The organism is Bacillus sp. FSL R7-0646, assembly GCF_037969865.1.
Lineage (GTDB): Bacteria > Bacillota > Bacilli > Bacillales > Bacillaceae > Bacillus > Bacillus licheniformis.
Window position 1 is genome coordinate 1,411,642 of record NZ_CP150217.1, and the last position, 14,024, is coordinate 1,425,665.

Here is a 14,024-nt window from a genome sequence, read left to right on the forward strand (position 1 = left end):
GAATGAGCGAAGTGATTGAAAAAGCAAAAAAGGCCAAAGTCGCAAAGGAAGAACTGGTTCATCAGCCGACTGAAAGGAAAAATGAGGCGCTTTCCTTTATCGCCGAGGCCATCCGCTTTAAGCAGGATGAGATATTGGCAGAAAACGAGAAAGATATCGTCCGCGGCAAAGAAAAAGGCTTTTCGCCTGCGCTGCTTGACCGCCTTGCCTTAACGCCGGAGAGGCTGAATGATATAGCAGACGCCGTCATGCTGCTCACAAAGCTTGAAGACCCTGTGGGGGAAACGCTTGAAACGATCCGCAAAGACAACGGGCTTTTCATTGAAAATGTCAGGGTCCCGCTCGGAGTCGTCGGAATGATCTATGAGGCTCGTCCGAATGTAACGGTCGACGCCGCAACCCTTTGTTTGAAAACGGGAAATGCCGTCATCCTGCGGGGCAGTTCGTCAGCCATCAACAGCAATAAAGCGCTCGTCCGCGTGATCAGGGAAGCGCTCGAACGCTCGGCGCTTCCAGAGGATGCCGTTCAGCTCATTGAAGATACAAGCAAAGAAACGGCAAAACAGCTGTTCACTTTAAACGACGGCTTGGATGTGCTCATCCCGAGAGGAGGGAAAAACCTCATCGATATGGTGGTGCGGGAATCCACAGTGCCTGTGCTTGAAACAGGCGCGGGGAACTGCCACATATTCATTGATGAATCGGCTCAGCCAGACATGGCTGAGCAGGTTGTAATCAATGCCAAAACGCAGCGCCCTTCTGTCTGCAATGCGATTGAAACGGTGCTCATCCATAAAGGCTGGGCGGAAGAGCATACGAAAGCGCTTCTTCAAAAGCTTGAAGAAGCGGGCGTTGAAATCAGGGGAGACGAAGCCGTATGCACGATGCTGCCTTCTGCGGTTCCAGCTCGCGAGACCGACTGGGGAACCGAGTTTCTTGCGCCGGTTGTCAGCATCAAAACCGTTGCCGGAATCGATGAAGCCATCCGGCACATCAGACAGTACGGCACACGTCATTCGGAAGCGATTCTGACTGAAAATCAGGAAAACGCCCGGTATTTCTTAACGTCTGTTGACGCTGCAGCTGTTTACCACAATGCTTCAACACGTTTTACAGACGGCTTTGAATTCGGCTACGGCGCCGAAATCGGCATCAGCACGCAAAAGCTTCACGCACGGGGGCCGATGGGCCTTAAAGCGCTGACTTCTTCTAAATATATCATTAAAGGAAACGGACAAATCCGGATATGAAAGTGTGGCATCCTGTCTCGAATGAAGACAGGATGTTTTTTGTTGTGTTATCACTTTTAATTTTATAAAATTAAATTGTTCACAATATAAATTAAAGGAGACGATAAATCATGAAACCGCTATTTACCTCGCAAGCCACTGCCAATGGTGGCAGAGACGGACAAGTCACCTCATCTGACCGCGTCCTTGAGCTGGAGCTGGCCATGCCGGGAACGCCAAAAGCCAAGGAAAACGAAAATGCCACCAACCCGGAGCAGCTGTTTGCCGCCGGATACGCGGCATGCTTTGACAGCGCATTGCAATTGACCGCCCAAAAGGCGCGTCTTCGAATGGAGACAGAGGTGACGGCGAACGTCAGCCTTCTGAAAGATGAAGCAGATGGAGGCTATAAGCTCAGTGTCACACTGCAAGTAAAAGGAACCGGCGTTGAACAGAGGGAGCTCGAAAAACTCGTCCATCAAGCTCATACCGTTTGCCCGTATTCAAAAGCAATTTCCGGAAATGTTGATGTCAACCTTGAAGTGATTTCTTAAAAAAGAGGCGCCTTCGATATGAAGGCGCCTTTTTGCTGTCTTTACAGCACATCTGTTTTTTTCGTCAATGAAGCAAGAAGGGATTCAAGCGTTTGCTTCAAGTTTTTCAGTTCGCCAGCCGACAGATCGGTCTGGGCGATCATGTGCTGCGGAATGCTGCTTGCTTTTTCTTGGAGTGCCTGGCCGCCTGCTGTCAGTCTGACAATTACAGACCGTTCATCTTCAGGTGACCGCTCTCTTGTTAAAAGCCCGTGCTGCTCCATTCTCTTCAGCATCGGCGTCAGTGTGCCGGAATCGAGATAAAGGAGCTTGCCCATTGTTTTGACGCTTAATTCCCCGTGTTCCCATAATAAAAGGAGCGCGAGGTACTGCGGATACGTAATATTGAGTTCATCAAGCAGAGGCTTGTAAAGCTTCGTCATTTCACGCGAGCTTGCATAAAGGAGAAAGCAAAGCTGTCTGTCAAGCCTCATATGTTCAAATTCGTTTGCCATCGTTTCACCAACTCTTTTTTATGTTCCTTTTTATTGTATAAGATTTTGCGTTCTTTTCCCATTGATCGGCTGAAAACCCGAAAAAACAAAAACGGATGTTTAAAAAACTCATTTTGTGAAATATAAAGAGTAGAGGAAAAAACGTAAGGAGGAATCAGGATGACTGCATTGTTTACAGCAAAAGTCACGGCAAAAGGCGGAAGATCCGGACATGTCAAATCAGATGACGGGGTTTTGGACCATAACATTGTCATGCCAAATGAAAAAAAAGAAGGCGAATCAGGGACAAATCCTGAACAGCTCTTTGCGGCGGGATACGCGGCGTGCTTCGGCGGCGCATTGGAACATGTCGCAAAACAAAAAGGCATTGACATCGATTCTGAGGTCGAAGGCCATGTGAGCTTGCTGAAGGATGAGAGTGACGGCGGTTTTAAAATCGGCGTCAAGCTGATCGTCACAGCAGGCGGGGTAGAAAAAGAAAAAGCGAAAGAGCTGGTCGAAGCCGCTCATGACTTTTGCCCTTATTCAAAAGCGACGAGAGGAAATATCGACGTCAATCTTGAAGTAAAATAAATAAACGGGAAAGATGAAAACGAGAAAGCAAACAAAGCTTGTTTGCTTTCTTTTTTAGAAAGGAGCAGCATATGGCATATCTTAAAAAAGCGCTTGTGTTCTCCGTGCTTTCTCTCGCTATTGTCCTTGCAGGATGCGGAACCGGAGCGGCGGAGAAGAACAACGGCAATCAATCCCCGGCTGATACGGCCAAGCAGAAAGCACCTGATTTGAAAACATATTCCCTTGACAAAAATATCCGGTCTGAAGAAGATTTTGATTTGATAGGCAAGTATGTTCATGCTGAAGATGACCAAATCACGCTCGAAATAAAGGATAAGGAACTGATTGTTCCGAAAAGCAGCCGCTTTCACAGCGAAGAAGACCATGATGACTTAATCGGGAAGCTTGTGAAGGTAGAGGTGGATGGAAAAACGCAAGAAGCGGAAGAAGCCGAGCTTATGCCGCAGTCAAAAGCCGACCAAAATGGCGTATATGAGGAGGAGAAAGACGGCAGCCGAAAAATCATCGCCACGTTTGTCAGCGAGTCGGAGCAAAACATTACAATCAAAACAAAAGCAGGGGAAAAAACTTATCAGAAAACAGCCGATTTTGAGAGGGATGTCGCCGAAGCACCTGAAAAACTGAAAGGGAAAATTGTCAGGCTTGAAATTGAAAAGGATGGAAAAGCAGAAAGCCTTGATTTGGAATCGGAAGATCAAAAGCTTGAATGGTATGAGCCGTCTGCTTCAAAATAAAAAAAGCTTCCTGATGAAGGAAGCTTTTTTTAATATTCCACTTTTTGATCGGTCTTTTCCCATGTGAGAAAAGGTTCAAGCTTTGCTTGAAGGTCCATTTTATAAAAAGGAATTTTCCGTTCGCTTTTCGTTTTGGTGATTTCTTCATAAATAAAAGAGTCGTCAAAACCGGCCGATGCGGCATCCGAATGCTGAGCGGCGAAGTAAACTTCCTTCGGTCTCGCCCAGTAGATGGCTCCCAGGCACATGGGGCACGGTTCACAGCTTGTATAAAGAATGCAGTCGTTCAGCTGATAATCGCCAAGTGCTTCACAGGCGAGCCGAATAGCCGTTACTTCCGCGTGCGCGGTTGGATCATTGCTTGTTGTGACATTGTTTTTTCCCTCGGCGATAATTTGGCCGTCTTTGACTATCACAGCGCCAAAAGGTCCGCCTGTGCCGCTTTTCACGCTCTCCACCGCAAGGTCGATGGCGCGCTGCAAAAATGCTTCATGATTCATTTCTGTATCCTCCTTGGTTGTCTTGCCTTCTTATTATAGCTGATGGACCCGGCAAAATAAACACATGTCAGAATATTCAGCATATTTGATTTCAAACCGCACATCGCATACAATGAATGCTAGAATAATGAACGGGGGATGATGTTTTGCTTACATTGTATATTGCAAGACACGGTCAGACGGAATGGAATATTGAAAAAAGAATGCAAGGCTGGGAAGACTCCAATTTAACGGCTTTGGGACTGGCAAACGCAAATGCCCTCGGCGAACGGCTGAAAGATGTTCAATTCCAAGCCGCATATTCCAGTCCAAGCGGCCGGGCCGTTGATTCTGCGCGGGCTATGCTGCAGAACCGCAGCATTCCCTTTATAACAGACGACAGATTAAAAGAAATCTCGATCGGCCGCTGGGAAGGGAAAACGTATGATGAGATCAAACAAAGTGATCCTGACTTGCTGGAAGCGTATTTTAATACGCCTGAAACATATATGCCCGATGAAAGCGAGAGCTTTTACGATTTTGAAAGGCGGGTCAGTCAGGCGTATCAATTCATTCTCCGCCGCCATCGGGAAGGCAATGTCCTCATTGTCAGCCATTCCGTGTTTATATTGATGCTCTTGAATCTTATAAAAAAGAGGCCGGTCGGTGAACTATGGAACTCAAGCTATGTTCATGACACAGCTCTTGCGGTTGTAACGGTTTCCGAGGATGGAAGCGCCGCGATTGAAAGAGAAGGAGACGGTGAACATAGAGTAGAAGCAAAGAATGCCACCTGGTAGGCATGCCAAAAAGCCTGATGTTGGAATCAGGCTCCGAGGCTCCTAGCCGGAATATATTTTGGCACTGAAGCTGTGAAGCGTGTCGGCGGTAATCGTTTTGTTTTTTGAAAGACAAACGGTTTTGACATCTGCCGCATCTGCTTCCGCTTTTTTTCCGAAAAGTAAGACTGTAAGAGAAAGCGGGCCTTTTGCGATTTGCTGATATGCCAGAATGCAAAGGTTGTCGGCGATTGTGCGGCTGATCATGCGGCGCGCCGACCACAGCTGCTGCTGTCCCTCTTCATCAAACTGAATATATGCTGCGGCTCGTTTTTTTGTAATGAGTCCTGACAGACCGTTTTGTTTGATCTGCTTCATGAGAGCGAGCGGTTCAGACAGCGGCGGTGCGGTCAGTTTATAGCTGCCAGGGGAACATTTGGCTGCCAAAGAAGACATGATCGGCAGGTAGCCGGCCAAATGCCCGCCGCTGTGAAAGAGCTTCTCCGCAAGCATCTGATCGGTCTTTTTCATGCGGATTTCTGTAAAGTGCAGGAGATGCTGCAAATCATCGAGCGTGTGTAAAAATCCTTTGAGTTCATGTTCCATTTCGGATTGCGCCTGATCGATGCCGCATGTTCTTGCTGTTTTCACGCTGGAGAAAAGAACATGAAAATGACGGTTCAAAAGGCGTATTAAATCGCTGATTCGCTGGTGGGAATAGCGAAATTGGCGGGCGAGGGCGTGCAGATCATTGATGTTCAGCCGGATCGTCATATCAGCTCCTCGGCTTTCAGCTGAAGCCGTTCAATTTCTTCGTCCGCCTGCTCTTTAATGGTCCTCAGCTTGTCATACACGCGCGATTCCGCCCGGTCGAGATCGTCCAAAAGCGCGTCATACATTTCGCGCGCCTGTCCGCGCCATCCGTTGATATACGTTTGGTGTGCTTTTAAAATAGAAGAACTTTCCTGCCTCAGCTCATCAATGGCGGCATTCACATCTTTTACGTATAGCTGAAGAGAGTGAATGTCTTCCTGATATATTTTTCGCTTGATTTTTCGTTCTAACGCTATTCCATCGTCAATCACTACATATTTTCCTTCCCTTCCATCATCTACTACAAATATGTTAAAAGAAAAGGATACGGAAGGAAATCGTACGAATGAATCAAAAGTCTTAATGTTTTTTGGGCGGACATACCTTGTATAACGGTTCTTTTGGCCTAAAAAGGGCTGGAGCCATGAAAAGAGCCGCCCGTGTGAACAGGCGGCGTTTGTAGTGGATTTTTTGTGAAATTAAACAGTCTGAGCCAGTTTGCCTCTTGCTTGTTTGGCTGCTTCAACCATATTCTTAAGCGCTGCGATCGTTTCCTCTGGCTGTCTCGTTTTTAAACCGCAGTCAGGGTTTACCCAGAAGCGATCAGCCGGGCAGACTTTCAGCGCGTCTTCTATGATCGTGAGCATTTCATCGCTGGAAGGGACGCGAGGGCTGTGAATATCATATACGCCAAGACCAAGCCCTTTCAGGTAAGGGTGCTGTTCCAGATAATCAAGAAATCCGCCGTGGCTTCTGCTGTGCTCGATCGTAATGACGTCTGCGTCAAGATCTTCGATCGCGTCTACGATTTCTTCAAAGTTGCTGTAGCACATATGCGTATGGATTTGCGTCGTATCTTCCACAGATGAAGTGGACAGTCTGAACGCTTCGGCAGCCCATTTGAGATACTCGTCCCAATCCCGTTCTTTAAGCGGCAGGCCTTCTCTCAAGGCAGGTTCATCGACCTGAATGATTTGAATTCCTGCTTTTTCAAGCGCTTCAACCTCTTTGCGGAGGGCGCAGGCGATTTGGAAGGCGATCTCTTTTCTCGGCAGGTCATAGCGGGCAAAGGACCAGTTTAAAATGGTAACAGGCCCTGTCAGCATGCCCTTGACTTTCTTCGAGGTCAAGGATTGGGCGTAAACCGTTTCTTTTACTGTCATCGGCTCTTTAAACTCGACATCTCCGTAGATGACCGGCGGCCGGACGCAGCGGGAACCGTATGACTGAACCCAGGCGTATTTAGTAAAGGCGAATCCTCCGAGCTTTTCGCCGAAATACTCAACCATGTCTGTACGTTCGAATTCTCCGTGAACGAGAACGTCAAGTCCGAGATCTTCCTGAATATCAATCCATTTCTTTGTTTCTTCCTGAATAAATGCTTCATACTGCTCGTCGGACCATTCTTTTTTCCGCCATTTTTGCCGCGCGCTCCGCACATCCGCCGTCTGCGGGAAGCTGCCGATCGTTGTTGTCGGCAATAGGGGAAGTCCGAGAGAGTCATTTTGAATCCGCAGCCTTTCTTCAAAAGCTGTCGGGCGTTTAAAGTCTTCCTCGGTCAGCTTGCCTCTTTCTTCGGCAAAGGCTGAATTTGTCGCTGCACCGTACTGTTTGAGATCTTGAAGGTGTCCGTGCGCTTCATCGATTTCCGCTTGGATGGCCGCTTTTCCGGAAACAAGTCCGTTCTTCAGCAGTGTAAGCTCCAGAAGTTTCTCTTTTGCGAAAGATAAACCGTTCAAGAGATCGTCGGCAAGATGTTCGCCCGGGTGTTTTGCGACAGGGACATGAAGCAGGCTGTTTGAAGGCTGAATCCAGACTTCGTCAACACCCGCTCTCTGGATCAGTTCAAGCGTCAGGTCGAGGCGCTCTTCGAGATTGGCTTTCCAAATGTTGCGTCCGTCTAAAATGCCGGCGGCAAGGACTTTGTCTTTAGGAAAACCGTGCGCTTTCAGGTGTTCGAAGTTTTTCCCTTTATCATGAACAAAATCAAGACCAATTCCTGCGACAGGAAACGATATCAGCTCTTCATAAGCATCAACCGAGTCAAAGTAGGTTTGCAGAAGGATGTTCAGTTCAGAGACTTCCTCTGTAATCGTCTGATAGATTTCTTTGACAGCAGCCGCTTCTTCATGTGAAGCCGTCACAAGAGCAGGCTCGTCGATTTGCACCCATTTGACGCCTTCCTGCTCAAGCTCTTTCAAAACCTGGATATAAAGAGGTGTCATTTGATTATAAATATCTTTGATATCCTGTTGTTCATAGCCTTTTGCAAGGGCTACGAAAGTGTAAAGGCCGAGTAGGACGGGCTTCGTTTCTGTTCCCAATGCTGCTTTTGCTCTTTTGTAATCTTGAAGCGGTTTGTTTCTCGTCACGCGGTATTGTGCACCTTTTTCATATTCAGGCACAATATAATGGTAGTTTGTATTAAACCATTTTGTCATTTCACTCGATACAGCATCTTTCGTGCCTCTCGCCATTGCGAAATAAGTATCTAACGGATCGTTTATATCCTTGAATCGATCTGGAATCCAGTTGAACATCACCGCCGTGTCAAGAACATGGTCGTACATTGTAAAGTCGGAAACCGGTATGATATCGATTTGCTGATCAAGCTGAGTCTGGAGCGCTGCTAAAAATTGTTCATCCATTTCTTTCAAAAAGGTCTCGCGGTCCGTGTTTCCTTTCCAATAAGCCTCAAGCGATTTTTTCCATTCTCTGTTCAAGCCGATTCTTGGAAAGCCCAAGCTGCTCGTTTTTACATTAGTCATGTCTGGTCTCCTCCTTTTAGTGTTCAATAAAAAAAGACACTCACACTTCGGACAATGAGAAGGTGAATGCCTGAAAACAGCATTTTGCGAACGAGAAATAAACGTAGCGATTGTTACGTCAACTCGAACACCTCCTATCGACCGTAGGTTTATGGTGCGTCAGAACAGGCAGGTCTCCTGGCTCATGAATCGACGGTTATTTCCCCCTTCCCATATAGAAACAGTGGGTTTTATGAAATAACCTCCTCATTCACAGTGGCGGGACCGCGTTGGATTTTCACCAAACTTCCCTTTTAAAATCTAACCTCGTTAGATTACCATGTTCCCGGCGATGAAATTGTTTAGTAGATTATATACCGCCGCGATCTTTTAGTCAAAATAATTTTTGAATTCTTGCAATTAAAAAGATTCAGCTTTATACATGGCCATGAAAAAGGCCGCCGACATTGTCGGCAGCCTTCTTTAGGCTGTTAAAGGGAAAGAAGTTTTGCTTCGCCGGCTTTTTCCGCCAGTACCTCCGGCGCTGACAAATATAAGAATCCGTTGCCGATCAGCGCTTTTGAGTAATCAAGAGGGAGCGTGCGGCGGATTAACTGAGCATACAGTTCGGGTTCTGTCAGTTTCCGTTTAAACGCCTCTTCTTCAGCTGACTTGATGAGAGCGAGCGCTCCGCTGACGTGCGGTGTAGCCATCGATGTTCCCGTCAGCTTTCCGTATTGATGGTCGGGCAATGTAGAGAGGATTTCTTCTCCAGGTGCAACAAGGTCAATTTCTTTGTTCGCATTTGAAAATTCGGAAGACTCACGCGTCAATGACACGGATCCGACGGCGATGACTTCGTTGTATGCAGCAGGGTATGAGTACTCCTCTGTACGGTCATTGCCGTCGCCTTCGTTTCCTGCGGCGCAGACGACGAGCACTCCGCTCTTTACGGCGTTTGTCACCGCTTCCTTCAACTCCGGAACGTCGGCAGGACCGCCGAGCGACATTGAAATAATGTCGGCTTTTTGCTCAACGGCGTAGTTGATCCCGTTGATGATCCATTCATAATCTCCGCTGCCGTCTTCACCGCCGAGCACCTTGACGATTAATAGGTTCGCTTCGGGTGCTACGCCGGAAATGCCTCCGTTTTGATCGTTTGCGGCAATCGTACCCGCCACATGGGTGCCATGTCCATTATAATCATGAAACTGATCTTCTTTTCCGTTGTCATCATCAGTGAAGTTTCTGCCTCCGATGATTCGGTCCGCCAAATCTGGATGGGTTGCGTCACAGCCTGTATCAAGCACTGCGACAGTGATATCTTTTCCTTTAAAACCTTGTGACCACAGCTCCGGTGCCTTAATCGCATCGATTCCTTCCGGCAGTTCATTCACGTCCATCAGCTTTGTGTCAGTGACATAAGGAATTAATCGCATTTGCATTTCAAAGCCCTCCCTGTTATATGCTGCTTTAGATGGGTTACAAGGTGCGTGATTCTATTGTAAAACATTCACTTTGTTAAAAAAAGGTTCATTTGTATGAATTTTATGAAAAGTTAAAAAATATAGATAATAGAGGATATAAGTCGAATAATTGCGAACAATGCTGGAATTGTAAGCGAAAAGACCTGTGAAATCGGTGGAAGGGCGAGAGAGTCACTAGATATATGAGATTTCGCTTCAACATATTATCCCGGCAAAAGGATATCCTATTAAAAAAAGGAGTGGATACAGGGTGAAAGAACAAGAAGACGAAAAAAGAGACGAATTATCAATCGAGCAGGCGGAGTTTGTGCCGCATCCAAAATATGAAGGAGAATACGCGCTTTTACTGCACGAAAACTATCACCTGCTGTCAAAGGACGACCTTGAGCAGGAAAGCGAAAAATAAGAACGGAGCTCGGCACCTGGGCGAAAGAGCTGGTTTAATTTTGACGAAAACGGGAATCAACACATAATAGAGAGCATGAAAGTTGCTTTTCTTATTGACAGTTACCCTTTTTTTCTGTAATCTCATTGTGTCCGGTAAATACAGCTCTTCGTTAGGTGAGGCTCCTGTATGGAGATACGCTGCTGCCCAAAAATGTCCAAAGACGCCAATGGGTCAACAGAAATCATCGATCTAAGGTGATTTTTAATGCAGCTGGCATGCTGCCTATGCCATACAGTGCTAAAGCTCTACGATGGAAGGCGTTAGGGTTTTATTTTGTATGGCTTTTAACACCTTCATTTCGATGAATAGGTGTTTTTTTATTTTTTGAGGAAAATGAACTTTCCGTATTAATCAAGGAGGTGGTAGTATGGATTCTCCCCATTCGAGGCGGTTTAAACATACGAGAAATATTTTGCAGCATCACACATTGATTGATGAGGAGATCCTTATACTTCACCCCTTTTGCTATGGTGATATAAGGATCTCCTGAAAAGGGAGGGACAGATTGCCATGGTAAAAAACATGACATATGATGAACTGATTTTACGCATTATTATTTTGCTGAGAGACGGAAAACGAAAAGAGTTCCAAAGCGTTTTAGAAGAACTGCAGCCTTATGATATGGCGATTCTGTTTAAGGAAATGCCCGAAAAGCACCGCGGCCGGTATCTGTCTTTTTTAACGGTAGAAGACATCACCGATCTCATGGGCGAACTTGACAGAGAAGAGCAGCTAGTCGTTCTGAACAAGGTCGGCAAAGAAAAGGCGATCCATGTGATGAATAAAATGGACAACGACGACCTTGCCGCGCTCTTCGAGGAAATGGACCCTGAGCTGAAAGACCAGCTTCTATCCAGCATGGAAGCGGAAGAATCCGAAGCGGTCCGCGTTTTGATGAACTACCCGCCTGAAACAGCGGGAAGAATTATGACAAACCGCTATGTCTGGATTCCGCAGCATTACACGGTAAAAGAAGCGGTCGTCAAGCTGAAAAGCTTTGCGGAAATCGCGGAGTCCATCAACTATTTATACGTCATCAACGAACAAAAACAGCTTGTCGGGGTTATCTCATACCGTGATCTCATTTTGGCAGAACCCGATGAGAAGGTTCAGGAATTAATGTTTACAAGGGTCATATCGGCGGACGCTCTTCAAGATCAGGAAGAAGTCGCAAGGCTCATCGAGCGGTACGACTTTCTGGCGATTCCCGTTGTAGAAAAAAATCATGAGCTTGTCGGGATCGTAACGGTTGATGACATTATCGACATCGTCATCCAGGAAGCGAATGAAGACTATGAAAAATTCGCAGCATCAGGTAAGGCGATCACGTTTGATACAAAATCGTATGTCGCCGCATACCGCCGTCTGCCGTGGCTGATCTTGCTTTTGTTCATCGGTTTGATCTCTGGCAGCATTATGAGCTATTTTGAAGACACGCTGCAGCAGGTTGTCGCATTGGCCTTTTTTATGCCGATGATCGCGGGAATGACGGGTAACACTGGAACACAGTCCCTCGCTGTCGTCATCAGAGGGCTGTCAAAAGAAGAGCTCAATAAAAAAACGATTTTCCGCTTGATTTTCCGGGAGCTTAGAGCCGGGATTATTATTGGCGTCGTGTGTGCGATCGTGATTACGGGAATCGCGATAGTATGGCAGGGGAATCTGCTGCTCGGATTTGTGGTAGGGACTTCGCTTTTTGCCACTCTGATCATCGGAACGATGGCGGGAACGATCGTCCCGATCATCCTTCACAAGTGCAATGTCGACCCTGCGATTGCATCGGGTCCGCTGATTACAACATTAAATGACATTTTGTCGCTGTTGATCTACTTCGGTATTGCAACTGCATTCATTCATTCGCTGTAAGCAGAAAAGCCCTCCTTATCCGGAGGGTTTTTTGCTTGCCAGAATTCGTAAAAGCCTTTATATTTTAGGCAGAGATCAGGGGGGGGATTGGTATGAGAAGGATTGCAGCTGTGCTGATTTGTTTAGCCGTTGCATTGATTGTTGCCGGCTGTCAGAATGAAGATGAAGGAAAAGACAGGCGGCTCGTCGCAGTTGAGGATATGCTTGAGGCGATATTGGACGATGATTTATCAAAGATGAAGCGCTTGTACGTGGAGGGCGCAAACCCTTCTCCGGAAACAATCTTGAAAGACAAGCAGAAATGGGGAATTTCCGGGCTTCATGCTGATGATTTTCAAATTTCTGAAGCGAGCATCCATGTGTTTCATGCCGCTTACAAGATGGAAAATACCGGTCAGCCCGGAACGATTGCGTTTCGGATACGCAATGATCCCGATAAAGGCGTTATGATTGATTTCATTGGATACATAAAGGAAGCGAAAAAGCAGGAAAACAGGTGACGAATCATCCGGAGGGAAAAATACGGACTTAAAGGCGCATGACGTGCACCTCAGTTCTCAAAACGTTAATATACCAATGTTCAAGCCCTCATCCGGTCGCTCGGAAGAGGGCTTGTTTTTTGTTTAAAATTGATTTTTGACCACATTTTGACCACGTTTAAATGAATTTCTCATAATTCCATGTACTTTTTAAATGTTTCGGCCGTTTTTTCTTTTGCGGTTTTCGTGACATGTGTATAGATGTTCATAGTCGTTTGAATTTCTTTGTGACCTAAACGGGCTTGTACTTCTTTTATGGATGCGCCTGCTTCAAAAAGGATTGATGCGTGAGAATGCCTAAAACCGTGAATTGTGATTCTGTGAAGCTTATTTTTAATGATCATACGGTTTAAAAGGTCGTTTGGATATGCAAGCCTTAGAGGACGCATATCGCCCCGTATAAGGACATATTTAGCTTCTGAGGTGATTCCATTAGACAAGAGCATTTCTTTTTGTTGTGTGCGCCATTTTTTAAGTATTTGGGCTGTTTGATCATCAATTGTGATAATTCGCTTGGAATGATATTTTTTCGTTGTTTGGATGACTTCTTTACCGTTTTCAAAAAACATTGTTTGTTTGATGTTTATTGTTTTCTCTTTTAAATCAACGTCTTTCCATTCCAAGGCAATAAGTTCCCCTTTGCGCATACCAGTGAAAATAAGAACATAAAACATGACATAATCTTGTGGGGCGAGTTGAGAATGCGCTTTTTCGAGAAAGGTTTTGATTTCGTCCTTTTCCCAAAAGTTCCGTTTCTCTTCTTCCTGCGATAAAAAATTCTCTTCTTTTTTGGGGATCACAACGAATTCCATTGGATTTTTTGTGATGTATTCCATCCTTAGAGCATATTTAAATACAAGGTTAGCTTGAATTTTTACATTTTGAACAGAATCAATATCCTGAGCTATCAGATTTATCACCTTTTGACAATATGCTCTTGTGATGTCTTTTATTTTTAATTTCCCGAAGTGCGGCAGGATATGCTTTTTGAAATTCGATAGCTTTCTATATCTGGTGCTGCGCTTTATCGTTTTGGAATGAACCTCCCACCATTCTTTAAAAACATCCTCAAAAGTGATGTCATTTCGGATAAGAGCATTATTATCAATTTTCTTCTGGAATTCCGCAGCGGCTGCGACAGCTTCTTTTTTGGTCTTAAAGCCTCGGCGTGTTGTTGTTTTCCTATTGCCTGTTTTGGGATCGATACCAACTCCCATTTTAAAAAGCCATTTATAGCCCGTTTTGGTTTTGTACTGTTGAAATGAAGCCATATTATCCC

The 14,024-nt window shown here is 45.8% G+C and carries 15 protein-coding genes and 2 riboswitches; of the genes, 8 read left to right on the forward strand and 7 right to left on the reverse strand.

Features of this window, described 5'->3' with window-relative positions:
* Window positions 1-2: 2 nt before the first annotated feature.
* Window positions 3-1,250, forward strand: a complete 1,248-nt coding sequence (locus MKY62_RS07115; protein WP_003180990.1) for a glutamate-5-semialdehyde dehydrogenase — start codon at window positions 3-5, stop codon at window positions 1,248-1,250.
* 107 nt (window positions 1,251-1,357) lie between these two features.
* Window positions 1,358-1,783, forward strand: coding sequence for an organic hydroperoxide resistance protein (locus tag MKY62_RS07120; protein WP_025805700.1), 426 nt, complete (start codon window positions 1,358-1,360; stop codon window positions 1,781-1,783).
* A 41-nt stretch (window positions 1,784-1,824) separates the two neighbouring features.
* Here MKY62_RS07120 and MKY62_RS07125 read toward each other — a convergent pair whose 3' ends face one another.
* Complete coding sequence (locus MKY62_RS07125) at window positions 1,825-2,277, reverse strand: MarR family transcriptional regulator (RefSeq protein WP_003180993.1); 453 nt, start codon at window positions 2,275-2,277, stop codon at window positions 1,825-1,827.
* Window positions 2,278-2,436: 159 nt separating this feature from the next.
* On the opposite strand from MKY62_RS07125, the gene MKY62_RS07130 reads away from it, so the two are divergent.
* A complete protein-coding gene (locus MKY62_RS07130; protein WP_003180995.1) occupies window positions 2,437-2,850 on the forward strand; it encodes an organic hydroperoxide resistance protein in 414 nt (137 codons plus the stop codon).
* A 71-nt stretch (window positions 2,851-2,921) separates the two neighbouring features.
* The gene (locus MKY62_RS07135; RefSeq protein ID WP_003180997.1) at window positions 2,922-3,587 is read left to right on the forward strand and encodes a hypothetical protein; all 666 of its coding nucleotides are present in this window, start codon (window positions 2,922-2,924) and stop codon (window positions 3,585-3,587) included.
* Window positions 3,588-3,616: 29 nt separating this feature from the next.
* Here the strand turns inward: MKY62_RS07135 and MKY62_RS07140 are convergent, their stop codons facing one another.
* Window positions 3,617-4,087, reverse strand: a complete 471-nt coding sequence (locus MKY62_RS07140; protein ID WP_003181000.1) for a nucleoside deaminase — start codon at window positions 4,085-4,087, stop codon at window positions 3,617-3,619.
* 146 nt (window positions 4,088-4,233) lie between these two features.
* Here MKY62_RS07140 and MKY62_RS07145 point away from each other — a divergent pair, with 146 nt between their 5' ends.
* Window positions 4,234-4,866 (forward strand): histidine phosphatase family protein, encoded by a 633-nt coding sequence (locus tag MKY62_RS07145; RefSeq protein WP_003181002.1) that lies wholly within the window; start codon window positions 4,234-4,236, stop codon window positions 4,864-4,866.
* Window positions 4,867-4,908: 42 nt separating this feature from the next.
* Here MKY62_RS07145 and MKY62_RS07150 read toward each other — a convergent pair whose 3' ends face one another.
* The 4 genes from MKY62_RS07150 to MKY62_RS07165 form a co-directional block, all read right to left on the reverse strand.
* Window positions 4,909-5,619, reverse strand: a complete 711-nt coding sequence (locus tag MKY62_RS07150; RefSeq protein ID WP_339614017.1) for a hypothetical protein — start codon at window positions 5,617-5,619, stop codon at window positions 4,909-4,911.
* Window positions 5,616-5,930 (reverse strand): WXG100 family type VII secretion target, encoded by a 315-nt coding sequence (locus tag MKY62_RS07155; RefSeq protein ID WP_003181007.1) that lies wholly within the window; start codon window positions 5,928-5,930, stop codon window positions 5,616-5,618. Before MKY62_RS07155 ends, MKY62_RS07150 begins: the two co-directional genes overlap by 4 nt.
* A gap of 207 nt (window positions 5,931-6,137) precedes the next feature.
* A complete protein-coding gene (gene metE / locus MKY62_RS07160) occupies window positions 6,138-8,426 on the reverse strand; it encodes a 5-methyltetrahydropteroyltriglutamate--homocysteine S-methyltransferase (protein WP_003181009.1) in 2,289 nt (762 codons plus the stop codon).
* Between the two features lie 149 nt (window positions 8,427-8,575).
* Window positions 8,576-8,763: riboswitch (cobalamin riboswitch) on the reverse strand.
* Between the two features lie 133 nt (window positions 8,764-8,896).
* On the reverse strand, window positions 8,897-9,850 hold the full coding sequence (locus MKY62_RS07165; RefSeq protein WP_003181011.1) for a S8 family peptidase: 954 nt from the start codon (window positions 9,848-9,850) through the stop codon (window positions 8,897-8,899).
* Window positions 9,851-10,142: 292 nt separating this feature from the next.
* On the opposite strand from MKY62_RS07165, the gene MKY62_RS07170 reads away from it, so the two are divergent.
* The 3 genes from MKY62_RS07170 to MKY62_RS07180 all read left to right on the forward strand — a co-directional run bounded on the left by MKY62_RS07170 (window position 10,143) and on the right by MKY62_RS07180 (window position 12,706).
* On the forward strand, window positions 10,143-10,298 hold the full coding sequence (locus MKY62_RS07170) for a transcriptional regulator SplA domain-containing protein (protein WP_003181012.1): 156 nt from the start codon (window positions 10,143-10,145) through the stop codon (window positions 10,296-10,298).
* Between the two features lie 140 nt (window positions 10,299-10,438).
* Window positions 10,439-10,603, forward strand: a riboswitch (M-box (ykoK) riboswitch).
* 247 nt (window positions 10,604-10,850) lie between these two features.
* Window positions 10,851-12,206, forward strand: coding sequence for a magnesium transporter (gene mgtE, locus MKY62_RS07175; protein WP_003181016.1), 1,356 nt, complete (start codon window positions 10,851-10,853; stop codon window positions 12,204-12,206).
* A 92-nt stretch (window positions 12,207-12,298) separates the two neighbouring features.
* Window positions 12,299-12,706: a hypothetical protein gene (locus MKY62_RS07180; RefSeq protein ID WP_003181017.1), complete on the forward strand. Its 408-nt coding sequence runs from the start codon at window positions 12,299-12,301 to the stop codon at window positions 12,704-12,706.
* A gap of 170 nt (window positions 12,707-12,876) precedes the next feature.
* Here the strand turns inward: MKY62_RS07180 and MKY62_RS07185 are convergent, their stop codons facing one another.
* On the reverse strand, window positions 12,877-14,016 hold the full coding sequence (locus tag MKY62_RS07185; RefSeq protein ID WP_016886664.1) for a site-specific integrase: 1,140 nt from the start codon (window positions 14,014-14,016) through the stop codon (window positions 12,877-12,879).
* Between the last annotated feature and the right edge of the window lie 8 nt (window positions 14,017-14,024).